At 54.9% G+C, this 24,639-nt stretch carries 13 protein-coding genes, 1 tRNA gene and 2 pseudogenes; 14 read left to right on the plus strand and 2 right to left on the minus strand.

Features of this window, described 5'->3' with window-relative positions:
- The first annotated feature begins 195 nt into the window (after window positions 1–195).
- From Y71_RS20310 to Y71_RS30800, 12 genes and pseudogenes are all read left to right on the plus strand, one after another.
- A complete protein-coding gene (locus Y71_RS20310; RefSeq protein ID WP_050998967.1) occupies window positions 196–948 on the plus strand; it encodes an efflux RND transporter periplasmic adaptor subunit in 753 nt (250 codons plus the stop codon).
- Window positions 945–2,279, plus strand: a complete 1,335-nt coding sequence (locus Y71_RS20315; protein WP_007373643.1) for an efflux RND transporter periplasmic adaptor subunit — start codon at window positions 945–947, stop codon at window positions 2,277–2,279. The genes Y71_RS20310 and Y71_RS20315 overlap by 4 nt, the downstream gene beginning before the upstream one ends.
- A complete protein-coding gene (locus tag Y71_RS20320) occupies window positions 2,276–4,384 on the plus strand; it encodes a site-2 protease family protein (RefSeq protein WP_007373642.1) in 2,109 nt (702 codons plus the stop codon). The genes Y71_RS20315 and Y71_RS20320 overlap by 4 nt, the downstream gene beginning before the upstream one ends.
- Window positions 4,385–4,731: 347 nt before the next feature.
- Window positions 4,732–5,619, plus strand: a complete 888-nt coding sequence (locus Y71_RS20325) for a phage tail protein (protein WP_007373641.1) — start codon at window positions 4,732–4,734, stop codon at window positions 5,617–5,619.
- A gap of 188 nt (window positions 5,620–5,807) precedes the next feature.
- Window positions 5,808–11,660: a putative Ig domain-containing protein gene (locus Y71_RS20330; RefSeq protein ID WP_435526112.1), complete on the plus strand. Its 5,853-nt coding sequence runs from the start codon at window positions 5,808–5,810 to the stop codon at window positions 11,658–11,660.
- 97 nt (window positions 11,661–11,757) lie between these two features.
- On the plus strand, window positions 11,758–13,266 hold the full coding sequence (locus tag Y71_RS20335) for a TolC family protein (RefSeq protein WP_007373639.1): 1,509 nt from the start codon (window positions 11,758–11,760) through the stop codon (window positions 13,264–13,266).
- A 172-nt stretch (window positions 13,267–13,438) separates the two neighbouring features.
- Window positions 13,439–14,357 (plus strand): annotated as a pseudogene (locus Y71_RS20340) (IS3 family transposase).
- A gap of 525 nt (window positions 14,358–14,882) precedes the next feature.
- Window positions 14,883–16,784 carry a protease modulator HflK gene (gene hflK / locus Y71_RS20345; RefSeq protein WP_167287336.1) on the plus strand — a complete coding sequence of 634 codons (1,902 nt, stop codon included), beginning with the start codon at window positions 14,883–14,885 and terminating at the stop codon, window positions 16,782–16,784.
- Window positions 16,781–17,779, plus strand: a complete 999-nt coding sequence (locus Y71_RS20350; protein ID WP_007373634.1) for an SPFH domain-containing protein — start codon at window positions 16,781–16,783, stop codon at window positions 17,777–17,779. Before hflK (Y71_RS20345) ends, Y71_RS20350 begins: the two co-directional genes overlap by 4 nt.
- Window positions 17,776–18,846: a protease modulator HflK gene (gene hflK / locus Y71_RS20355; RefSeq protein ID WP_007373633.1), complete on the plus strand. Its 1,071-nt coding sequence runs from the start codon at window positions 17,776–17,778 to the stop codon at window positions 18,844–18,846. Before Y71_RS20350 ends, hflK (Y71_RS20355) begins: the two co-directional genes overlap by 4 nt.
- Window positions 18,843–20,777 carry a heavy metal translocating P-type ATPase gene (locus tag Y71_RS20360; RefSeq protein ID WP_007373632.1) on the plus strand — a complete coding sequence of 645 codons (1,935 nt, stop codon included), beginning with the start codon at window positions 18,843–18,845 and terminating at the stop codon, window positions 20,775–20,777. The genes hflK (Y71_RS20355) and Y71_RS20360 overlap by 4 nt, the downstream gene beginning before the upstream one ends.
- Entirely contained in the window at window positions 20,746–21,240 is a 495-nt protein-coding gene (locus Y71_RS30800) for a hypothetical protein (RefSeq protein WP_236946444.1), read from the plus strand. Before Y71_RS20360 ends, Y71_RS30800 begins: the two co-directional genes overlap by 32 nt.
- Before the next feature lie 374 nt (window positions 21,241–21,614).
- Here the strand turns inward: Y71_RS30800 and Y71_RS20370 are convergent.
- Window positions 21,615–22,565 (minus strand): annotated as a pseudogene (locus Y71_RS20370) (tyrosine-type recombinase/integrase); the annotation flags it as partial.
- A gap of 174 nt (window positions 22,566–22,739) precedes the next feature.
- Window positions 22,740–22,816: transfer RNA gene (locus tag Y71_RS20375), tRNA-Arg, on the minus strand.
- Between the two features lie 715 nt (window positions 22,817–23,531).
- On the opposite strand from Y71_RS20375, the gene folD reads away from it, so the two are divergent.
- Both folD and ybcJ read left to right on the plus strand, forming a co-directional pair.
- The gene (folD, locus tag Y71_RS20380) at window positions 23,532–24,398 is read left to right on the plus strand and encodes a bifunctional methylenetetrahydrofolate dehydrogenase/methenyltetrahydrofolate cyclohydrolase FolD (RefSeq protein WP_007373630.1); all 867 of its coding nucleotides are present in this window, start codon (window positions 23,532–23,534) and stop codon (window positions 24,396–24,398) included.
- Window position 24,399: 1 nt separating this feature from the next.
- Window positions 24,400–24,612, plus strand: a complete 213-nt coding sequence (gene ybcJ / locus Y71_RS20385) for a ribosome-associated protein YbcJ (protein WP_007373629.1) — start codon at window positions 24,400–24,402, stop codon at window positions 24,610–24,612.
- Window positions 24,613–24,639: the final 27 nt, after the last annotated feature.

The raw sequence follows: 24,639 nt of genomic DNA on the forward strand, positions 1-24,639 counted from the left end.
TATAGATTCTTATAGCCTGCCGAGTTTTTCCTTGCCTGCTATACTTCGACACACTAAATTACAAAGAATTAACAGTACGTTACATTTAGCTTCGTTGCATAAACCCCTTATTAACAAGGGGTTATACAGGAAAGGCCGATAAGCGTGATGAAAGTGAATATGTCGATTTATCGCTGTACCCTGGGGCTGTTTTTAATGAGCTCACTGTTTCACATGACCCAGGCCCTGGCTGCCGATCCGCTTCTGACCTCCCCTTCCGCTGGCGACACCGCGCAAACGCATACCGATAATCAGGCACGCGGCATTCTGGTGGCAGTCGATCAAGCGACCCTCTCCAGCGAACTGGCTGGCCGCATTGTGGAGATGCCATTCAGAGAGGGCGAAGCGTTCAAAAAAGGGGATATCCTCGTGCGCTTCGATTGCAGTATTTACCAGGCACAGCTTGCCGCATCGCAGGCGGCGGCCAGAGCAGCCGAAGCTGAACTCAGCCAGAACCAACAGCTGGCGCAACTCAAGTCTGTCGGCAAGCACGCCGTGGCGCTCTCCGCCGCTCATTTAGCCCAGGCACAGGCCGAAAGCCAGGTGTATCAGATTCAGGTCAATCGCTGTCGTATCACCGCGCCGTTTGATGGCCAGGTCGTGAAACGTCGCACGCAAACCTTCGAGAGTGTTGCCCAGGGCACACCGCTGCTGGATGTGGTGAACAATCGCCACCTCGAAATTAACTTGCTGGTCTCTTCCCGCCTGTTGTCGGCGCTCAAACCCGGATTGACCTTTACCTTTACGCCGGATGAAACCGGTAAACCATTGCAGGCCAGCATCGCACGGCTCGGCGCGCGTATTGATGAAAGCAGCCAGACCATCGGCCTGATCGGTACGCTGGTCAATGCCGACGCCAGCCTGATGGCGGGCATGAGCGGCACGGCGCAGTTCCCGGAGGCGAAGTGAGTACTTCCCCCACGCCGGCTACAGCCAGTGCGGCCATCTTTGCCCGTTTTCTTGATATCGAACAGCAGGCCAGGGCCGCTGCCAGCAGCGAAGAGCTGGCGTACTGCATCGTCAACGACAGCCAGCCGCTGTTCGGCTATCGTCACGCCGCACTCGTTATTAACGGTCGGGTGCGCGCGGTAACGGGTGTCACTCAACCCGCTCCCCACGCGCCGTTTGTGGCGTTTATCGAACGTGCCTGCGCCCGTTTGCAGACAACTGAGGGCAAACCACTCAACCAGTGCGGCGTCATTGAAGCGGTGCAACTCGACGAACAAAGCCGCAGCGACTGGCAGACCCTCTCCGCCCCCGAAGCCCTGTGGTCACCGCTTAAAGACCGCCAGGGAGAAGGGTTTGGCGGCATCTGGTACGCGCGCGAACAACCGTGGCAAAACGCCGACCGGGTGCTGGCCGAACAGCTTGCTGGCGCATTCAGCCACGCATGGCTGGCGCTGGAGCCGCAAACCAACCGCTGGCATCACCGTAAAGGGCGCTGGAAGATCGCTATCCCTTTGCTGGCATTGCTCGCCTGCCTGTTTATTCCGGTGCGCCAGTCCGTGCTGGCTCCCGCCGAAGTGGTCCCCCACCTGGGGCGTGTGGTCGCCGCACCGCTGGACGGCGTGATCCAGTCTTTTGCCGTGCAGCCAAACCAGAGCGTACATCAGGGTGATGTACTGGTCCGCTTCGACGACACCACGCTAAAAGCGCAGGCCGACGTTGCCGAGCGGTCGCTGAATGTTGCCGAAGCGGAATTTCGCGCCAGCTCGCAGCGCGCCTTTCAGGATGCAGATTCCAAAGCGAAACTTGATTTCCTGGCCGCACAGGTGGCGCAAAAACGGGCCGAGCGCGATTACGCCAGCGCCCTGTTAAGTCGCACTGAAATTCGCGCCGACCGGGATGGTATTGCCGTGTTTGCCGACGCCGACCGCTGGATTGGCAAACCGGTGCGCACCGGCGAGCGCTTAATGGAGCTTGCCGACCCGGCGCTGGCCGCGTTACGCATCGAGCTGGATGTGGGGGATGCCATTCAATTAAAACAGGATGCGCCCATCACACTGTTCCTCGACAGCGACCCCATCACCCCGTATGCGGCAAAGCTTGAGCGCATCGCCTATGAGTCCGAGCAGACCCCGACAGGCAATCTGGCGTACCGGCTTGATGGCCGCTTTAGCGATGCCCCGCCGCGTATTGGCCTGCGCGGAACCGCCAAACTGTCCGGCGAATATGTACCGCTGGCGGTCTATCTGTTCCGTCGCCCGCTCTCCGTGATCCGCCAGGCTGTCGGCCTATGAACCCGCTCTTACCCGCGCTGCGCCCCGACCTCCAGCTGGCAGAATCGGCTGCGGGTATTAACGGTGCGCCGCAATGGGTACTGGCGGACCCGCTTACCGGTCGCTATTTCACGCTGACGCCCACGGCTATCCGCCTGCTGCGCCACTGGTCCCTGCGTCTGCCACAACAGGTCCTTGCTGCAGCCAACCAGGAGCCGGGCCTGCCGCTACAGGTCAAAGAGCTGGAGCAGTTGCTGCAGTTTTTACGCCAGCACGATCTGGTGACCTCGGGCGATGCCGAACAGCGTCAGCGTTACCTCAGCAAAGCCCGCGCCATGCGCACCAGCCTGTGGAAGAAAGTGCTGCACCAGTATCTTTTTTTCCGTATCCCGCTCTGGCGGCCCGATCCGCTGCTCAACCGTTGCTGGCCCTGGCTTAAGCGCTACGGAACAGCAATATTGCTGGGAGTATTCCCGCTGATTCTGGTGCTGGGGCTCTATCTGGTCAGCCGTGACTGGGTGCGTTACACCCATGCGTTCCCTCACCTGTTCAGTCTGCAAGGGATGGCTGTATTCGGGATGTCGCTGGTGATCGCCAAATTCATACATGAACTTGGCCATGCGTTTATGGCTAAGCGCGCGGGCTGCCGGGTGCAGAGCATGGGGGTGGCCTTTATTGTGCTGTTCCCGCTGTTCTATACCGACGTGAGCGATGCGTGGAAACTCAAGAATCGTCGATCGCGTTTGCTGATTGGCGCAGGCGGTATTCTGGCCGAGGTGCTGCTGGCGGTTTTCGCGCTGCTGGTATGGACGCTGCTGCCGGACGGTCCTCTGCGTACGGCAGCGTTTATGCTCTCCAGCGCCACCTGGATAACGACGCTGGTGGTTAACCTCAACCCGCTAATGCGCTTTGATGGTTATTTCTTGCTGAGCGATTTCTGGCGGGTGGAAAACCTGCAGGAACGCGCGTATGCCCTGTGTCGCTGGCGGCTGCGCGAGGCGTTATTTGGTTATGGTCATCCGGCACCGCATACCTGGTCGCCGTCGATGCAACGCAAGCTGTTGATATGGGGTTACGCCTCATGGATATGGCGCTTTTTCCTTTTTTTCGGCATTGCACTGATGGTGTACCACTTTTTCATTAAGGTGGTTGGTATTGCTTTGATGTCGGTAGAAATTGGCTGGTTTATCGCGCTTCCGGTGGTGAAGGAGGCCCGTATCTGGTGGTCCATGCGTAAGAATGCTCATCCCGTTAAGCTGTTGCGTTCAGGGCTGATTCTGGCGGCGGTATTAGTGCCGCTGCTGTTTCCCTGGCGCGGCAGCATCCGTATTCCTGCTGTGCTGGAAGCAGAAAACGTCAGCGCGCTGTATGCCCCTATTCCTGCGCAGGTCAAAGCGCTCTACGTCACTGACGGCCAGCAGGTGCAAGCCGGTGAGAAACTGCTGGATCTCACCTCGTCCGATTTGGACTACCGCATCAATATAGAGCGTCAGCAAATTGCTATTTTGCAACAGCAGCGGCAGCGGGGAGCCGGACGTCAGGAAACCGCCAGCGAAACCCAGGTGCTTGACCGACAACTGGCGGAATCTTTGGCCCGCTATCGGGGATTGGATGCGCAACGCCAGCGCTTGTCTCTCACCGCGCCTCAGGCAGGCCAGGTGAGGGATGTGGCACGAGATATGACGGAAGGCCGTTGGCTGACCCCGGATATGCCATTGCTCCGTGTGGTTGGGCAGGGTATCGGAAAAGTGCAGGGATATTTACCCGACGATACGCTAAAACGCGCGAAAGTGGGGATGCAAGGCTATTTTATCGCCGATGATCCCGCGTATCCCCGCCTTGTCGTACAACTGAAAGATATTGCGCCTACCGGTACCGCCTGGTTACAGCAAGAGATGCTGGCGTCCGATCGCCACGGCCCGATCGCCGTGCGTCGCGACAGGGATCATAATCCTCAACCCATCCAGGCGCAGTACAGTGTGCGTTTCGCGCTGCAGGAGGGGCAATTCTCGCCGCCGCAACAGCCGTTACGGGGCAGCGTAATACTGGAAGGGGAAACGGAATCTATTCTCGGCGCGTTATGGCGACGAATTGCCGCGTTGGGTATTCGGGAAAGCGGATTTTGACAAGATTACACGGATATATTTTACGAAATATATCGCATTCACGTTTGCCATAAAAAACCAATAATTGTTATCTCAGAAGTCAGTGAAGGAACAAAACCCTATCCGCTTGATAATAAATAAAAATTAAAATATTGCTTTATTTCAAGTTATTTCATTTGAATTATGTGCGTAAGTTAATGTTTTTTTATGTATGTTAATTTTACTGACTGAGCTATATTCCTGATGAGTCATACACGTTTTTTGCTCCCCATCGTTATCTTATTATTTTGTTCCATCCCAAATTATAAGGTTGGTTATTAATAACATTTGATCTTAATAAATCAGCTATTCCTCCAGGAGGGATCTGTATGAGATATATTCAGCGTTTATTTGTTAAATCAGCCATCACTACCGCTATCGCTGCCAGTATTCTTTTACCCCAAAGTGCAGCGGCCTGTAACAGCGAATCTTACATTGGTACTGTGTGTTCTTTTGCCATGTCTTTTTGTCCTCGCGGTTGGCTTCCGGCTAACGGCCAGACTGTCCCTATTAATACTAATCAGGCGTTGTACTCTCTGCTGGGGGTCCGGTTTGGTGGCGATGGTAGAACCAACTTTGGGCTACCCGATCTGCAAGGCCGTGCTGTCGTCGGGACCGGTTCAGGGGCTGGCCTGGCAACCGTTAATCTTGGGCAGAAAATCGGCGATCCAGCGGTCAATGTCGTGGTGCCGTTGCCTTTACATAACCATGCGGCAACGTTTAGCCCAACGACCGGGAGTACTGTGGTAACCGTGCCGGAAAAAACCGGAAGCGGGTTAACGGTAAGCGGCCAGACCATCACGAATACCCTTAATCTGACGGCAGCGACTTCCGGTTTGCTGAAGATTGCAGGTGGGTCTGCTGTTGCTGGTAGCGCGTCATTACCCACCAATGGCGCGATACTGGCTAAACCCGCGCTTGGTGCACCGAATATTTATAATCCAACCGCGACTGCCGATACTACGCTAGGGCCCAGTCAGACGTTAACCGGCCCGGTCAGCGGCACTATTGATTCGTCGATTTCCAATGGGACGGTTACCGGGACGCCAACAATTCCCTCGTTCACGGTCACCGTACCGACAGTGACAGGCGGTTCGGTTGCGGTTGGTACGGCGGGGACGTCGGCGCAACCGGTCGTTCGAGTGGCAACCCAGTCTCCTTCGCAGGGACTGACTGTGTGCATTATGGCCGAAGGTTTATACCCCGACAGGCCTTAGTGGCTAGCGTTTACAAGACAATAATCTGAAAAAACAGGCCAGTTCGGCATAACGCAGGCTGGTCTGCGTTGTAAATAAATCTACTCCTGAAAGGTATCCTTATTATGTTGTGGCGTCATTGGCTGAGCAAAAAAAGTCGTCAGGTTCCGCAAGGTGCTGCATGTCATGAGCAGGTACCTTTGGGCGTTATGCTGGAAGCGCGTATGTTGTTTGATGGTGCGGTCGCCGCCACGGTTGAGACTGCTGTCACTCAAAATACAGCGACACAGACAGCCGCGTCGACGGACAGCGGCCAGTCTGGCCAAAGTACCACCGATACAACCAGCCACAATACCGATGCAACGAGCAATGTTGATACAACCGCCCACAATACTGATACCCAGAATTCGAAGACCGTAGCAGACAGTAGCGTTGCGGTTGCGACCGGCAGTGCCACGCATAAAGAAGTGGTGTTTATTGACACCGCAGTGGCAGATTACCAGCAACTGGCCCGCGGCGTGAAAGACGGGGTTGAGGTGGTGCTGCTGGATGCCGACAAAGATGGGTTAAGCCAGATAATGCAATGGGCGCAAACCCACACGGGTTACGACGCCATCCATATCATCAGCAATGGTGGCGAAGGCCGACTGACGCTTGGGGGCGTCACATTGACCGACAGTATGCTCGCTACGAGAAGTACTGATCTGACCACTATCGGCCAGTCGCTGACTGAGTCCGGCGATATCCTGCTTTATGGCTGTAATGTGGCGCAAGGAACACAAGGGCAGACTTTTATTAGCAACCTGGCAGCGCTCACCGGAGCTGATGTGGCTGCGTCCACTGACCTGACCGGGTCGACAGCGTTAAAAGGCGACTGGATGCTGGAATCGCAAGTCGGTCAGATCACTACTGACATTGCGATAACCGCCGCCACACAGAGGGATTATACCCACGTGCTGGATACCTTTACGTTTGAGACAGGTACTGGCGGCGGTGGCGGCAATAACCAGACCTGGCAGGAAGGGGGATATACCCTACATTTCGATTTTGTCGGAAACGTGCTCTCTGGGCTAAACAGTGACGGCAATAGCCTGATCTATGACGTGCAAACGGATGGATCCAGTTCGTCAAATTCGCTGACCTTCACCATCAGCATTCCCGGCTATGTTTTTGATTTATCTTCACTGGACTTATTGAATGCCGATGGCACCGGCAACATGAATTACACGATTTCATCCAGTAAATCGACCAGTGGGGACAATCAGAGTGGAGTACTGCCATTCCCCGGGAGCGTGTCTTATACCACTATCAGCGGCTTTAACGGCAATTTTGTCGGCGTTTCTTCCATTACCATTACGACATCCGGTACCAATGAGTACTATCTGGATAACCTGGTATTGAACAATATTCATGCCGCCTCTTCGGTAGATGCGACATCGACCGTAACCGCTGGGCCATCTGGCGAAGCAACGACATTTTCCACTACCGCGACGTCAGCGGCCAGCGCCACCTCGCTGCTGGACTTTACCCTTACTGACCTCGGCACGTCTGATGGTTCGGCCACCAATGTCAGCCAATTCTACGCTAACGTCAGTGGTACGGCGACATCATCAGAATTGAGCAAGATGACGTTCCTGCTCAGTGGCCCGGATGCCACTAACGTCGTCGGCACGTACGACAGCAGCACCGGCAGAATCACGTTTTCCAGCTTAAACCTGTCGGTTGCGGATAACAGCAGTGAAACTTACACCATCAAGGCGTATTACAACGACAATACCAGCAGTAACGACATCACCGATCACCACACGGTAATATTGTCGGTAAATGCCAGCAATTTCACCACGGTCTCCGGCGGTTCAACGTTCGCCAGTAGTCAGGCCAACGTGAACAACGGCAGTGGTGCCAGCATTGATGTGGCAGCAACCAAACTCATTTATAGCCAATCGCCGTCCACCTCAGTGGTCAGTGGCATTAACTTCACCACCCAGCCGGTGGTGATTGCCGTTGACGATCGCGGCAATATCGATACTGATTTTAACGGTTCAGTGACATTAAGCGAAAATGGTAGCGGCTCGCTGACGGGCACCACTCAGGCGACCGCCTCAAACGGTATTGCTACCTTTAGCGGTGTGAAGTACACCTCGGCCAGTGATGGTGATGCTAACTTCGTGCTGACGGCGGCGGCCGGTAGCCTGGTCAGCGCCACATCTGCATCGCTCAATCCGGATGTGGTGGCGACGCGACTGGTTTTTTCCACCCAGCCCGTTCCCACGGCGATTCAGAATGGACAAAGTGCCATTTTTACCACTGTGCCGGTAGTACAGGCGGTCGATGCGAATGGCATGGTGGATCAGGACTACACCACCAATATCGTGCTCTCAGTGACTGACCCTAACGACAGCGTCGTCGATGGTACGGTCAATAGCCTGGCGGTCACCTCCGGGGATAATGATGCCAGCGCTACGACGGTAACATTAACGCCGTCTGGCGGTATCGCCACCTACACCGGGCTTATCATACAGTACACCAACAGCGGTAGTATCAATACGCTGGCACTGCGCGCCACGTCAGGTAGCCTGACGGCGGTCAACAGTTCGTCGATAACCTCAACCACCAACACCGCCCCCGTCTTCAGCAACCTCAATGGCGGCGCGACCTTTACTGAAAAAGGCAGTGCAGTGGTGATGGACAGCGATGTCACTGTTGCCGATACCGAGCTGGATATTCAGGGCAACTATAACGGAGCCTCTGTTTCAATCGCCCGTAACGGCGGGGCGAACAGTGTCGATACCTTCGGCAATAGCGGACTGTTGGGGGCACTGACTCAAGGGCAAAACTTCACCTATAACGGTACGACGGTGGGCAGTGTCACGGCGAATTCCTCAGGCACGCTGACGCTGACGTTCAATAGCAATGCAACGGCGGCGATAGTGAATGCGGTGCTGCAATCCCTGACCTATGCCAACAGTTCTGACGATCCACCGTCCAGCGTGACGCTTAACTGGACCTTTAATGACGGTTCGCTCAACAGTAGCGGCACCAATCAGGCGGTGCTGAGTATCACGCCGGTCAACGACGCACCGGTCATCAGCAATACGTCGGTCAGCAAGACTTTCAATGAGGATAGCGCCCAGACCTTTAGCGTTGCCGATTTTGGTTTCAGTGATGTGGACAGTAGCGACACCCTGCAATCCATCACTATCGTCACAGCACCAACCGCGGGTGAGCTGTTTATTGACGCGAACAACGACGGTGTACGTGGCGGCGGCGATACATTACTGGGCAATGGTTCGGTGGTCAGCGCGGCTGATATCAGCAAACTGACCTTCCGCCCGACCGCAAATGCCAACGGTGCGGGTTATGCCTCCTTTACCTGGCAGGTCAGCGATGGCACGGCGTTGTCCAGCAATACCGGAACAATGACCCTTAACGTAACGCCAGTTAACGATGCGCCGATCATCAGCAATACGTCAGTCAGTAAAACCATCAATGAGGATAGCGCCCAGACCTTTAGCGCCGCAGATTTTGGTTTCAGCGATGTGGACAACGGCGACACCCTGCAATCCATCACTATCGTCACAGCACCAACCGCGGGTGAGCTGTTTATTGACGCGAACAACGACGGTGTACGTGGCGGTGGCGATACATTACTGGGCAATGGTTCGGTGGTCAGCGCGGCTGATATCAGCAAACTGACCTTCCGCCCGACCGCGAACGCCAACGGCACGGGTTATGCCTCCTTTACCTGGCAGGTCAGCGATGGCACGGCGTTGTCCGCTAATACAGGAACGATGACCCTTAACGTAACGCCGGTTAACGATGCGCCAACGTTATCCAGCGGTGCGACGGTCACTCTGACATCCACAACGGAAGATGTAACATCGTCTGCCACCACAGTATCGTCATTGCTCAACAGTGCGGGTTATGGGGATGTCGACAGCGGAGCGTCCAGCGGCATTGCGATTACGGCGACAGTAGGGAACGGTGGCTGGCAGTATTCCACCGATAGCGGAGCTAACTGGTTCAATATCGGCACGGTATCCAGTTCAGCAGCCCTGCTGCTCGGGTCAACGGCACAGTTGCGTTATGTACCGGACAGCGCCAATGGTGAAACCGCAACCCTGAGTTTCAGCGCGTGGGATCAGACCAGTGGTACGGCGACGGCAGGTAGCAGCAAAGGTCTTGCGGATACCTCGACCTCTGGCGGCAGCAGTGCGTTCTCCGCCAATAGTGCACAGGCGTCGTTGATGGTAACCAGCGTGAATGATGCCCCTAGCATGGGAAGCACGGTCAGTCCTCAAAGCGCCACCAAAGATACAGTGTTCAGCTTCGCCGTGCCTGCCGGTACTTTTGTCGATGTGGATAGCGGTGATACGTTGACCCTGAGCGCGACGCTGGCCGATGGCTCGGCACTGCCCGCCTGGCTGAGCTTTAATCCTTCGACCCGTACCTTCTCTGGCACCCCGGGCTACAGTGATGTCGGCAACCTGACGATTCGTATAACCGCGACTGACGGCAGTAATGCCTCGGTCAGCACCACCTTTGGGCTGACGGTGAATAACAGTAATCTCCCGCCCGTGGTGTCCATCCCGATGGACGAACAGTCCATCGCACAAAATGGCAGCTTTAACTTCACTGTTCCTGCGGGAACCTTTACCGACCCGGATATCGGCGACACACTGACCCTGAGCGCGACGCTAGCCGATGGCTCGGCACTGCCCGCCTGGCTGAGCTTCGAGCCGGCCACAAGAACCTTCTCCGGTACGCCGGGTAATGGCGACGTGGGCAATCTGACCATTCGGGTGACGGCAACCGATGGCAGCAATGCGTCGGTCAGCACCACTTTCGGGCTGGTCGTCACCAACGTGAACGATGCGCCGGTTATCGGCGCGACGATTGCGCCGCAGAGCATTGCGCAGGACGGCAGTCTGAGTTTTACCGTACCTGCGGGCACCTTTGTCGACCCGGACGGTGACCCGCTGACCCTGAGCGCCACCCTGGCAAATGGCAACCCGCTGCCTGCGTGGCTGCACTTCGATCCCGCGACAGGCTCGTTTTCCGGCACGCCGGGGAATGCGGATGTCGGCAACCTGAATATTCGTATCACCGCCAGCGATGGCAGCGCCTCGGTCAGCACCAGTTTTAGCCTGATGGTCACCAATGTGAACGATGCCCCGGTGCTCAGTACGCCGATCCCGCCGCAGAGCGTGGCGCAAGACGGCAGCTTTAACCTCACCGTCCCGGCTGGCACCTTTGTCGATCCGGATGGCGACACCTTAACTCTGAGCGCGACGCAGGCGGACGGTTCCGCACTGCCTGCCTGGTTGCGCTTCGATCCCGCGAAAGGCTCGTTTTCTGGCACACCGGGCAACGCCGATATCGGTAGTCTGGTCATTCGGGTTACCGCGACCGATGCCGGGAACACGTCAATCAGCACCACCTTTAGCCTGACGGTTACCCGCGCAGGCATTACCAGCGGCGATCCGCAGTTCCGTATTTCAGATGGTACGAACGGACCACGTCCGGTGGACAGCCAAACACCCACTATCCAGCCTCAGGAGGCTGCCGCACCGCCGCTCAACATATTGATTACCCCCGCCTCTCTCGGCAGCTTTAATGCCGGACGCACCGCCGGGAGCGGTTCGATGATGGCCTCCATCTTCGGTGCCAGCAGCGATGGGGCAAGCGGGAGGGATGCGACGAAGAGCGAAGTGGCGAATGTCTTTGGGCCCGGTTCATCGTTCGGCAGCCATTTTGAGAGTTCGCTGGGCTCATTCCCCAGCTTTAACAAAGATCCGGCGCTGGGTGGCAGCTCGTCGCTGGCCAGCGTTTTCTCCGGCATTTATCTGCCTTCACTGACTCCGATGGAAGTGTTTACTGGCGGTAGCTGGAAAGATATCAACCTGCATGCACAGGGAGTGACAGAACAGGGGCAAGAACAGGCGACAGCCGCGTTTATCCCATCGTTCCACCGGCAATTACAACACATTGGCGATGCTGAAGGACAACGTCTGTCAGCCATTGAACAGGCGTTGTACGACCTGGGCCAGCAGCAGGGCTAATAACTACAAGACTACAGTAAAAGGCGTTAATTCTATGATAAACGTGATGGTGGCAAACCGGTTGTCGGTGGTGACAACTGTGAGTGGCAGCGAAATGTTGCGTAAAGGCCGCAAGCTTTTTGCTCTGAGCGTACTGGTCGTGGCGCTAAATGGGTGTGCCGTGACCAGCGACCCGATTACCAAAAAAGAGAGCGAACAGCGCAGCCAGCAGGATCGAGTAGCGATGTTCAGCCAGCAGGAGCCGGTTACCGCGCCAATCACCCTGTATGACGCGATGGCCCGCGCACTAAAATATAACCTTGAGTCGCGCTTAAAAGTCATGGAAAGCGCGCTGGCCCAACAGCAGTTGGATCTTTCCCGTTATGACATGCTGCCAAAGCTGGCGGCTTCGGCGGGCTACGTAGGGCGCAACAACGCCAGCGCCTCCAGTAGCCGCAGCGTGGAAACCGGACAAACCTCTCTGGAACCATCCACCTCGCAAGATCGTGACCGCGATGTGGCGGACCTGACGATGGTATGGAACGTGCTCGACTTTGGCGTAAGCTACGTCAGTGCGAAACAGCAATCGGATCAGCGCTGGATTGCCGAAGAACGTAAACGCAAGGTGGTACACACCATTTTGCAGGATGTCCGTTCCGCCTACTGGCGTGCAGTTGCCGCCGAGCGTCTGCTGGGCCAGATCGATACGCTGATTGACCGGGTAAACCAGGCGCGTGAAGCTAGCGAGCGGATGACCGCCCAGCAGGTCGGCGACCAGGTTGAAGCCCTGAGTTACCGCCGTGCGCTGATTGAGGCCACCCGCCAACTGGAAGAGCAGCGCCGTGCGCTGTCGCTGGCGAAAACCGAACTTGCCACACTGATGAACCTGCCGTTGGACACGCCATATACACTGGCTCTGCCCGCCAGCGGTGACGAGACGGTTCCGCAGTTGAATGTGGATCAGAAAACCCTGGAAGAGACCGCGCTGGTGAGCCGCCCGGAACTGCGTGAGCAGGATTACCAGGTACGCATTAACGCCGCCGAAACCCGTAAAGCGCTGCTGCGTATGCTGCCGGGTATTGAGATTAGCGCAGGCGGCCACTATGACAGCAACTCATTCCTCGTCAACAACAGTTGGGCCGACGTGGGGGTGAAAGCCACCTGGAACCTGTTCAACCTGATGTCTGGCCCGGCTGCGCACAGCGCGGCGAAGGCCAACGAGCAGGTGGGCAAGTTGCAGCGTCAGGCGATGTCGCTGGCGATCATGGCGCAACTGTACGTGGCGCGCGCCAACTACAACGAAGCGCTGCGTCAGTATAAAACCAGCGAAGAGTTGCGTGATCTGGACGGGCAAATCGTTCAGCAACTGCGTAACCGCTACAAAGCCAATAGCATCGGTGAGTTGCAGCTAATTCAGGGCGAACTGAATGCGCTGAACGCCGATCTGCGTCAGGACCTGGCCTACGCGGAGCTGCGTAACACCTACGGGCAGATTATCTCCAGCGTGGGCGTAGACCTGCTGCCGAAGACACTGCCGTCGGACAAACTGGCGGATATCAGCAACGCGCTGCGTCAGTCGGAAGTCAACTGGCAGCAAGGGAAGATCAGCACGCTGCAGTCGTTCTGATAACACAGTCCCGGCGTCTGAGTACGCCGGGGCTCCCTTCTTACCCCGCCAGTGCTTTTCCCCCAGGAAAAATAGCAAGGATTATTGGTCTTATAATCATATGACCGACTGAATCGCCACAGGTTTAACAGACACCTCTGAGTCATTTAAGATGGCTGAAAGAGAGGTGCCCATGAGTGGTAAGCGTTATCCCGAAGAGTTTAAAATTGAAGCAGTCAAACAGGTTGCGTGGCTATTCTGTTTCCAGCGTTGCAACACGTCTCGATATCACCACCCACAGTCTTTACGCCTGGATAAAGAAGTACGGGCCGGGCTCTTCCAGTAACAAAGAACAGTCAGATGCTCAGGCCTGGATCCGCCGACTCCAGAAGGAACTGAAGCGGGTTACTGACGAACGGGACAAATCAAACAGTTCTGGCTGAGTCCCGTTGCGTTTATGGCTATCGCAAGATCCATCCCGACCTGCGGGATAGAGGGCAACAGTGCGGGATTAACCGGGTCTGGCGGCTGATGAAGCGTGCCGGGATAAAGGCTCCGGTCGGGTACCGTAGCCCACAGGCACGTAAGGGCGAAGCCAGTATCATGACGCCCAACAGGCTCCAGCGGCAGTTGAACCCGGACGTACCGGAGGAACGTTGGGTAACGGACATAACGTACATCCGAACTCACGAAGGTTGGCTATATCTGGCCGTGGTTGTTGCCCTGTTCTCGCGCAAAGTTATCGGCTGGTCGATGCAACCCCGGATAACAAAAGATATTGTCCTGAATGCAATTCTGATGACCATGTGGCGACGTAATCCTCAAAAACAGGTGCTGGTTCATTCTGAACAAGGTAGTCAGTATACAAGCCATGAGTGGCAGTCGTTCCTGAAATCACATGGACTGGAGGGCAGTATGAGCCGTCGTGATAACTGTCACGACAACGCAGTTGCAGAAAGTTTTTCCAGCTACTGAAGCGCGAACGGATAAAGAAAAAGATCTACGGAACGCGGGAAGAAGCCCACAGTGATATTTTTGATTACATCGAAATGTTTTATAACCGTAAGCGTCCGCATAGTTCGAGTGATCAGATGCCACCGACGGAATATTAAAATCAATATTATCAACGACTTATAAGTCGTCCAGATTATCCGTGGCGATTCACCCTTTACCACTATTTTGTCTCGCCGCTTTCAACAATTCGTGAGGCATATCAGACGCTCACCTTGCCCGCCACGCCAGTACCCGCGGCGCTAAAAAGAAAATAAGCAAAGCTGCCTATCGTAACGCAGGTCATTTCAACATGCAGGTAACGCGGAAAAGCCGGGCTTTGTTCCAGGCCGGGCAGGTTATGACTGGCAGTAACCAGCCCTGCATCTTGTTCGCAAAACCGCGCGTTATAGCGACACCGCCGTCAGCAAAAGCCCGGCTTAAAACCGACAAACACACAAATAGTTACAATATAACATCACGTCAATGATTACGCTTATAACCGAAATATTTAACACTATGTCGCAAAGTCGCTTTGTTTGTTTTGTCAATGTTATTTCATAGCATCATTGATGTGTTGTGCAAGCAGAACTGACGGTGAAATATGCCCAAATAATGCGGGCAGGGACGGGTCAACTGGAGAAAATATGTCGCAATCCCCTTTACCTACGGGAACCCCTCAGGTAACCCCGAGGTATCGACGCCTGTTAATAGTGCAAACCTGCCTGTATTGTATTCTGGTTGTAGCAGGTGCGGTCTATTTATTCCTGCAGCTATTTTCCGTTCCCGGCTTCTGGCTGCCCGCTACGCGTCTAATTCTGGCGACAACGTTTGTGGCGCTGGCCTTTGTGGAAAATTCACTGCGCTGTGAAGGCGTTGAGCCACAGGATTCGGAGCCCGTTACTGAAACAACAGCTGCTGCGCCACGCCCGCCAGGTCGATTATTGCAGCCGGGTCTGCAGGCCTGGCTGCATTATTTTCACCGACATCTGGCAACAACACTTATCACAGCCCTGCTGGCAATCGCTTTTGCCATCGCAAATATCGCTGACACGCAGCCCGTCGACCAGTCAAGTGCTCCCCCGCTGGCAGTGACCGGCTTTTTTATTCTGCTCTGTTTTACCCTGCTGCTTATTGAGCGCATGCTCAGCTTCAAAGTGATTCGGGGATGGCAATATCAACAGCAGCACACTGAGCTTGTTCGCGCCATCCTGAGTATTTTTTTGCTGCTTACCATGGCATTTCTGATTGCAGCGCTCTCTCTCACAGTGACCTTGTGGCTCATAAAGCTGGGTAGCCTCATCGCTTTGCTGATGGCGCTGGAATATCTGCTGCGTGCCATGATGGCAATGGCGCTTCCCCTCTCTGCTGAATCCGAACCCCATTTTCTCACCCGCAGCCTGTTTACAGCGTTGTATCGGTGGCCGCTGCAGCCGGTGGTTCTGTTATTGGGTGCATTTCATCAGCGATTTGGCGTCGATCTTCGTCAGATTCAGGCGTTCCGTTTGTTGGGTAAAAAGCTTCTGCCGGTTACCTGCTGTATCGCCGTTCTGGGCTGGCTACTAAGTGGTTTAACCGAAGTGGAGCTATATCAGCGGGGTATCTATGAACATTTCGGACGCCCGGTAGCCGTTCTCTCTCCTGGCCTGCATATCGGCTTACCCTGGCCGTTTGGACGCGTTATCCCGGTAGAGAACGGCGCGGTGCACGAATTACAGCTTAGCGATAATACGGAAACGAAACAGCCTGCCGCACAGCCGGACAGTGTCGAAGGCCCAGCCCCGCAGAGCAGTTGGCGTCTGTGGGATAACAGCCACGCTACGGACCAATCGCAGGTCATCGCCAGTACCACCATGGACAGCCAGAACTTCCAGATGGTCAATACGGATATACGTGTGATCTGGCGCGTGGGCCTAAAGGATAGGGATGCGCTTAACAGTAAATATCAAACAGAGGATTTGCCGGTACTTATACGCAGCGTTGCACGCCAGGTATTAATGGCACAATTTGCCAGTAAACAGCTCGACCAGCTACTTGATGAACAGCGGGTGACGTTGGCGGCCACGCTTAGCCAGGAAATTCAGCAGCGCCTTACCCAGCTTAATACCGGGGTGGAATTACTGTTTACCCGAATTGAAGCCATCCATCCCCCCGCCGGGGCAGCCGACGCCTATCATGGCGTCCAGGCGGCGCAAATTGCGGGAAATGCCCTGATTGCGCGCGAAAAAGGGTATGCGGCTACCGTCAACAATGAGGCGCAACGCAAGGCCCAGACCGGTTTTGATACCGCAGAAGCTGCGGCAGCAGAAAACCTTTCACGCGCGAGGGCCGCCGCCACCGATTTCTCCGCTGAAGAGCAGGCATGGCAACTGGCGGGAGAGGCATTTATCAACGAGCGACGCTACCAGATCCTGAGTCAAGCGCTGGCCCATACGCCGCTTCTGATCCTTGATAATCATCTACAGGGCGCGAATGAACCCGTACTGGATCTACGCCAGTATCCCGCCTTAACAGACAGTACCGCACCACAGAAGGCCAGTACAAAATGAAGATCACTGCGTTAACCCCTGCCAGAGATGCGCCAAACGCCATTCAGCGGCGGAATGTTCCTCCAGCCCGGTTGCCCGGCAAACGCGCCCTTCGCATCGGCGTGGCGGCACTGCTGGTCATGCTTGCCGTCCTGACGGCTAGTTTGCTGGAAGTCCGCGCCGGCAATGCGACCGTAATCACCCGCTTTGGCGATCCGGTACGCGTCCTTCTCACGCCTGGCCTGGCATGGAGACTTCCGGCCCCCTTTGAGTCTCCTCTGGATGTCGATCTGCGGATTCGCTCCACATCCAGCGGTCTGCAGGACGTAGGCACACGTGACGGGCTACGGGTGCTGGTTCAGGCCTGGGTTATCTGGAAAGTAAAATCAGACGACAAAGATGTGCTGCGTTTTATTCGCGCCGTACAAAACCAGCCGGATGAAGCGACCCGACAAATCCGGACGTTTATTGGTTCTGCGTTGGAAACCACCGCCAGCAACTACGCGCTGTCGGATATCGTCAACGTCGACAGAAAAAAAATCAAAATCGCCCAGCTTGAGCAGCAGCTGCAGACGCAGCTTAAAACACAGTTGCTTAATAGCTACGGCATCGACGTTATCCAGACAGGAATTGAGCGCCTGACGCTCCCTGCTGTAACCCTGAATGCCACCGTTGACAGGATGCGTGCGGAACGCGAAACCATCGCCGCCGAACGTACCGCAGAAGGTAAACGTCTGGCTGCGGAGATCCATTCAAAAGCCGATCGCGACGCCCGCATTCTTGAAGCTGATGCCTCGGTTAAAGCGGCGGCCATTACTGCTGCCGCCCAGCGCGACGCGGCCGGCATTTACGGTAAAGCCTGGCGTAGCGACCCGCAACTCTATGACCTGTTGCGCTCGCTGGATACGCTGCGTTCTGTTGTCAATTCCAGTACCCGCATAGTGCTGCGTACTGACGCGGCCCCTTTCAGTACTCTGGTGCAGGAGCCAGCTCCGTTGAAAGAGATAAAACGATGACACCAGCATTGCCGGGCCGTACACCGTGGGGACAGTCCTACCGTATCGCCTTCTTTATGCTGTATGGTACGGCGCTCATTGCCGCCAGCGCGTGGCTTTTATCCTGTATCTATGAGGTCACCCCAGACAGCAGAGCGGTAGTCTTCCAGTTTGGTAAACCGACCCGGGTAGCGAATGCGGGTCTGCTGCTTACCTGGCCGCACCCGGTCGACCGGGTAGAACGCGTGCCAGCCGCAGAACGAATTATGGAGCGCGAGGTCAGGATATTACGCCGCGAACAGCAGTTGGATCTGGTCAATAGCTGGGATCGCGACGGGGACGCCGGCGCTGGTGCGGGTTACTTACTGACAGGTGATGAAGGCGTCGTGCAGCTTGATGTGCGTGTCTTCTGGCGCGTCAGCAATCCCATCCGTTTCGCGCTACAACGCCCACATATTGATCCGCTGATTGACCGCCTGGCCGAACGCGCCGCCGCGGTCGTTTGTATGGAGCGCAATCTGGATGCCATTCTTGTGGCAAAGCCTGAGACACCGAAGAATGACCAGCATTCGGCGGAAGAGCGTATCCGCCTGCGCAGCGATTTTAAACAGAACATGCAGCAAAGCCTCGCGCGAATGGCCGCCAGCGGCAACGATCCGGGAATAACTATTGAGCGTGTAGACATTGTCTCATCGTTGCCGGATAACGCCATTGCGGCATTCAATGCAGTGCTGACCGCCAGCCAACAGGCCGATCAGACAATTGCCGCCGCTCGTACCGCGGCAGCGTTGCGCGCCCAGCAGGCGCAACAGCAGGCCGATCGTCTGATCCAGCAGGCACAGGCCAGCCGTCAAGAAACGCTGGCAAAAGCCAGTACCGATACCCAGACAATATTGCAGCTAGCGCAGGTGCTGCAAGACGGAACAGATGGGGGGCTATTACAACGGCTGTGGCGAGATAACGTCACCCGCATTCTGACCCAAGCCGGACAGGTCGTTGCCGTCGCGCCCGGCGACGACAGCCGTTTAATCTTACAGGGTCTCACGCCACAATCCGCCACGCCGCCTGCCAGCGAGAAAAAACCATGAGTCACCAGTGTAGCCACGGACATATCCACTTTAGCAGCGATCTGCAAACCCCTGCTGAACAGCACCGTATGTCGCGGCAGATCGCGATCGCGATGATCACCATCGGGCTATTGTTATTAAGCCTGCTCTGGCGCGCGATAACGCCGGGCCAGCCGGCTGTCAGCGATATTCTGGCCGGCGTCGCGTGGCTGCTGGTCGCGGTGCCCGTTTTTCGCGCCGGCTGGCACAGTCTGCTGTACCCTGATCTGCACGGCGTAACCGACCAGTTGATCGTCCTGGCAATGCTCGGGGCGTGGGCGCTGGGCGACCTGATGACCGCCGCGTTACTGCCGGTTATCATGATTTTCGGTCACATCCTTGAAGAACGAAGCGTAATGGGTACGCGTCAGGCCATTGCCGGCCTGAGCAGACTAGCTTACAGCCGGGCAAGACGTGTGCGTCAGGATGGTTCGCTGGAAAATATTAGCAGCCAGCATCTTCAGCCGGGCGACATCGTAGACATTCGCCCTGGCGATCAAATTCCTGCAGATGGTCGTATTCTTTCTGGCCACGCCAGCATCGATATGGCCTCCATCACCGGCGAACCGATCCCGGTTGAGGTCACAGCGGGAATGTCTGTTTTCGGCGGTACCCTGAATCTGAACGGTTTACTGCGGGTGGAGGTCATCCATACGGGCGAGGAGTCTACGCTGGGGAAAGTTATCGCCCTGATGAAAGAGGCTGAGCAGGCAAAACCTCCGATTACCAGGATGCTAGAGTGCTACGCCGGTCAATACCTTATTCTTGTCCTGTTGATTGCCGCGACTACCTGGTTTTTAACCTATGACAGTCAGGCTATGCTGGCGGTGCTGGTCGCGGCTTGTCCCTGTGCCCTGGTGCTGTCGGCACCAGCAACGTCAATGGCCGGAATCGCCGTGGCCGCACGGCATGGGATATTGATCCGCAATGCAGCTTTTCTGGAGGAGTTGGCGGATGTCGACGCGATCATTATTGATAAAACCGGCACTCTGACCCAGGGCAGGCTACGGCTTGCCGATATCATTCTCACCACGAAACGTCCCAAAGAGGCCGTATTACAGTTGGCCTCGGCTCTCGGCGCGGCCAGTAACCATCCGGTCAGCCGTGCGCTGGCTGAAGCCAGACCGACAGGCACAGATACTGTGCTGCGTGATGTTGAGGAGATTCAGGGAATGGGAGTGATCGCGACCACCAGCGCGGGCCAGGCCCTGCTGGGACGGCGTGAACTGTTTGAACGCTATCGCATAAACGTCTCTCCCCTGCCCGATCATGATGGTCCGGTCGTCGGTGTGGCGGAAGATGGCGCGTTTCTCGGCTGGTTTCTCCTCGATGACGCCATACGCCCGGAGGCACCAGAGGCGATGGCGATACTTAAGACCTTGGGTATTGACCGTCAGCTTCTCCTGACAGGCGATCGACACATCGCTGCGCAACGGGTCGCGCAACAAACCGGGATCGACGAACTGACCGCCGAAGCGCTACCGGCTGAAAAACTCCAGCAGGTCCATCAGGCGGTAAAAGAGGGATGGCGCCCCATGGTCGTCGGAGACGGTATCAACGACGCTCTGGCGCTGAAAGCCGGCGCCGTAGGTATCGCCATGGGCAGCAACGGGGCCGATATCGCGCTGGCGTCAGCGGATGTGGTATTAACCGGCAGCGATTTACGACGCCTGTCCACCGCGGTACGGCTGAGCAGGCAATGCCGCGCCACGCTCAGGGTAAACGTGATTATCGGCCTCGGCTGGACAGTGCTGATCGTCATCGCTGCTGCTATGGGATTTCTTGGCACCGCCGGGGCGCTGGTGGCGGCCATACTGCATAATCTAAGTACGCTGATTGTACTGCTGAATACCGGACGTTTGCTGCAGTTTGACGAAACGAATGAAATTAATGCAACACGGGAAACCCGATAATGTTTTTTCACAAGACATGAAGCGTCATGCAACAGCCTTTATTACGCTGCGCGGAGGGCAGGTCCGCCCTGTCAACACGCTCTATGATGCATGCATAAAATGGCCTATTTTTGAGCATAGATACTGTTGTTACTTTGAAATAAATATGAACACTTTTTCAGCAATAACGTCTGGTGTTCAAATGGCCTCAGGGTATAGATTGATTCTCTGGTCCCCGTTGATGAGAAATAATATGAGAGTATCAAGTATCATTGGAGCGACGTTGTTAGCGACCTCCTTCCATGCAGCAGCATTTGTTTCAAAATCGCCTGTTCCTGTTGGCCAGAAAGTTAATATAACAAGTATATCCTATGGTGGTCATGCTATTCCCTCAGAAGCAGCGAACGGAGGAGTGACACAAATAATACCTATCCAGGGCTGTAACTGCGCCTTTTGCACAGCACTGCGCGGGGCCATGGGTTGAGTCTCGCCTCCTCGTTGTAGGTTCGTTCGATCTATACCCATCATAGGGCTGCGGCCACATGACATTGCATTAAATGTGGTTTTATGGAACAAGTATTTAGTGATGGTGATTACTCTTGTCATCCGCTAAATACAAAAGCATATAGATTCTGAATCTCCTGATTCAATTATTCTTGTTCCCTCAGTATTTTGGTTTTTCTGGCATTTATAATTGCATTCACTATAATCTTTCTCTTTTTTAATAGCACCCATTTATTCACAATATTATTTTCATGAACTTAATTCAATCAATTACTAATTATTTTCACCTCACAAAATATATTACACCAAAAGCTATATACCCGCAGGGGCGTCTGAACTCTGACCTGCTCCCGGTTGATTAATACTCGCTTCACTCATCGGCTTGGTGATGTCGTTACGCCCGGGGAATACCAGCTTATAACGCCCTGTGACTGCTTGAATTTCTTGTAACGCTGCTATCACCTGATCGGAGAGAGGCACCTGATGTGGCCGCCGCATCTTCATCCTATCTACCGGTACTTCCCATACTTGTTTATCGAAATCAAATTCTTTCCATTCCGCCATACGAAGTTCAATGGTACGAACACCCGTTAGCATCAGAATCCGTATTGCCAGACGGGTTATTGGGCTGCCAGAATAAGCGGCCAGTGCCTGTTGTAAGAAGGCCGGAAGTTCATCCGCTAACAGATGAGGGTAATGGACAGATTTAGGCGCAGTTAACGCACTTGCCAACTCTGAGGCTGGGTTAGTTTCAGCGCGGCCGGTGTCAATAGCGTAACGAAAGACCTGGTTGCAGGCCTGCCGAATTTTACGCAGTTTATCCATCACTCCACGTTTTTCGAGTTTACGAAGCGAACTGAGGATCTCGAGCGGCTTTATCTCTGCGATGGGGCGCTTGCCAATATCAGGGAAGATATCGTTTTCAAAGACTTCCATAATGTCTTCAGCGTAACCTTTAGACCAGTTAGGGCGTTTGTACTCATGCCATTCCAACGCGATAGCTTTGAAGGTGTTTTCTACATTAGCCTTCTGAGCCAATTTGTCAGCTTTCTTCTCTTCGCTCGGGTCGCCACCTAAAGCAACAATCTTGCGAGCTTCTTCGCGTTTCATACGGGCATCTGCCAAAGATATGTCAGGATAAACCCCGATAGAAAGTTTTTTCTCTTTACCCAAAACACGGTACTTAAAGCGCCAGTACTTCGCACCATTAGGCTTTATTAACAGATACAAGCCACCGCCATCGGTGAGCTTGTATTCTTTTTCTTTGGACTTTGCAGTATCAATCTGTCGTGCATTTAGTGGCATATGGGGCCTCTAATTTCCATTGAACGAGATGAGCCCCCTCAAAGGCCCCCAGATACCGCTTGATTTGGGTATAACTGAGTTGACTTCGATAGAACTCGTGACAGAAAAATCCAGTAATTTCAGGGGGGTATAAAGGAGAAAAAGAGAATTTAGTAGAGGTGTGATTGCTGAAAATGGCACGCCCTACAGGATTCGAACCTGTGACCTACGGCTTAGAAGGCCGTTGCTCTATCCAGCTGAGCTAAGGGCGCATTGCGCGGATGCCCCACCTTTGCGGTGGAAACGGCTGGAATTATACGGTCAGCGCCTGATGAGTCAATGTATTTTCCGCTGGCTGCTTGCTTAGTGAACGGCTGTGAGCAATTTCGCACCATCCTTGCTGTTTTCAGACCAATTCCTCGCGGTTAATGACCTCTTTTCGTGTCTTTCGATAACGATGTCCTTTACAGCCATCTGCCAGAACACCATGAATACGCACATCCGGCTTCGGCCCCTGACGATACTTAATGCCAGTTAAAATATCTTCTTCCTGTAAAGATATAATTCAGTCGAGATTCACTTCCTGCTTTTTTTCTCTCTCCTGGAAAGTACAATAAAATTAATCTCTGCGGGCAGAACGATTGCCACCGCAATAAAGTAAACACGTAATGAAGATGAAAATATCCGCCAGGACTTTAATTTTCCTAAGGGGATTCTTAATAGGATCTAAGAAATAACCTGGTCAGAGTATTCGAATGAATCAGCAAATAGCGCGTCACCCAGTGCGATGCCTGACGTAGCCCCGCATTTCCTAAGGGTGATGAATTGTTGAAATTTCGTTAAAATCGGGACCGCGCGGGGCATTTTCCGCTCTCCGCCCTCCCCTTTGCAGGTGAAATACGCAAACGATAACTGACAGCACGCCGCGCTTCTGACAAAATAGTCACATCCCCCTTAGTTGAAACGACAGATGGAATCCTCTCTCTGATGGCAGCAAAGATTATTGATGGTAAAACGATTGCGCAGCAGGTGCGCTCTGAGGTTGCTGAAAAAGTACGGGCGCGCGTTGCGGCCGGGAAACGCGCCCCAGGCCTGGCAGTCGTACTGGTTGGCAGCAACCCGGCATCGCAAATTTATGTCGGCAGCAAGCGCAAAGCCTGTGAGGAAGTGGGTTTCATCTCCCGCTCTTACGATCTTCCTGAAACCACCAGCGAAGCCGAGTTGCTGGAACTTATCGACAAGCTGAACGCCGATGTCACCATCGACGGTATTCTGGTGCAGTTGCCGCTGCCCGCCGGTATCGACAATGTGAAGGTGCTGGAACGTATCGCACCGGATAAAGACGTCGACGGTTTCCATCCGTATAACGTGGGTCGCCTGTGCCAGCGCGCGCCGCGTCTGCGTCCCTGCACACCGCGCGGGATCGTGACGCTGCTGGAGCGCTATAACATTGATACTTTCGGCCTCAACGCCGTTGTGATCGGCGCTTCCAATATCGTCGGCCGCCCGATGAGCATGGAGCTGCTGCTGGCGGGCTGCACCACCACCGTGACGCACCGTTTCACCAAAAATCTGCGTCACCACGTTGAGAATGCCGATCTGCTGATCGTCGCGGTCGGTAAACCGGGCTTTATTCCGGGCGAGTGGATCAAAGAAGGCGCGATTGTTATCGATGTCGGCATTAACCGCCTGGAAAACGGCAAAGTGGTCGGCGATGTGATCTATGAAGAAGCCGCGGCCCGCGCGGCGTATATTACCCCGGTTCCGGGCGGTGTCGGCCCGATGACCGTCGCCACCCTGATCCAGAACACGCTGCAAGCGTGTGAAGAATATCATGATGTAGAAGGCGCATAAGATGGCAACATTTTCCCTGGGAAAACACCCGCACGTAGAGTTGTGCGATCTGCTGAAACTGGAAGGCTGGAGTGAGAGCGGCGCGCAAGCGAAAATCGCCATTGCTGAAGGCCTGGTGAATGTAGATGGCGCGGTGGAAACGCGTAAACGCTGCAAAATCGTCGCCGGTCAGACGGTCAGTTTTGAAGGCCAGAGCGTGACCGTCATCGCCTGAGCACCTGCCAAAATGCCGGATGGCGCT

Source organism: Kosakonia radicincitans DSM 16656, from assembly GCF_000280495.2.
In the GTDB taxonomy this organism is placed as follows: domain Bacteria; phylum Pseudomonadota; class Gammaproteobacteria; order Enterobacterales; family Enterobacteriaceae; genus Kosakonia; species Kosakonia radicincitans.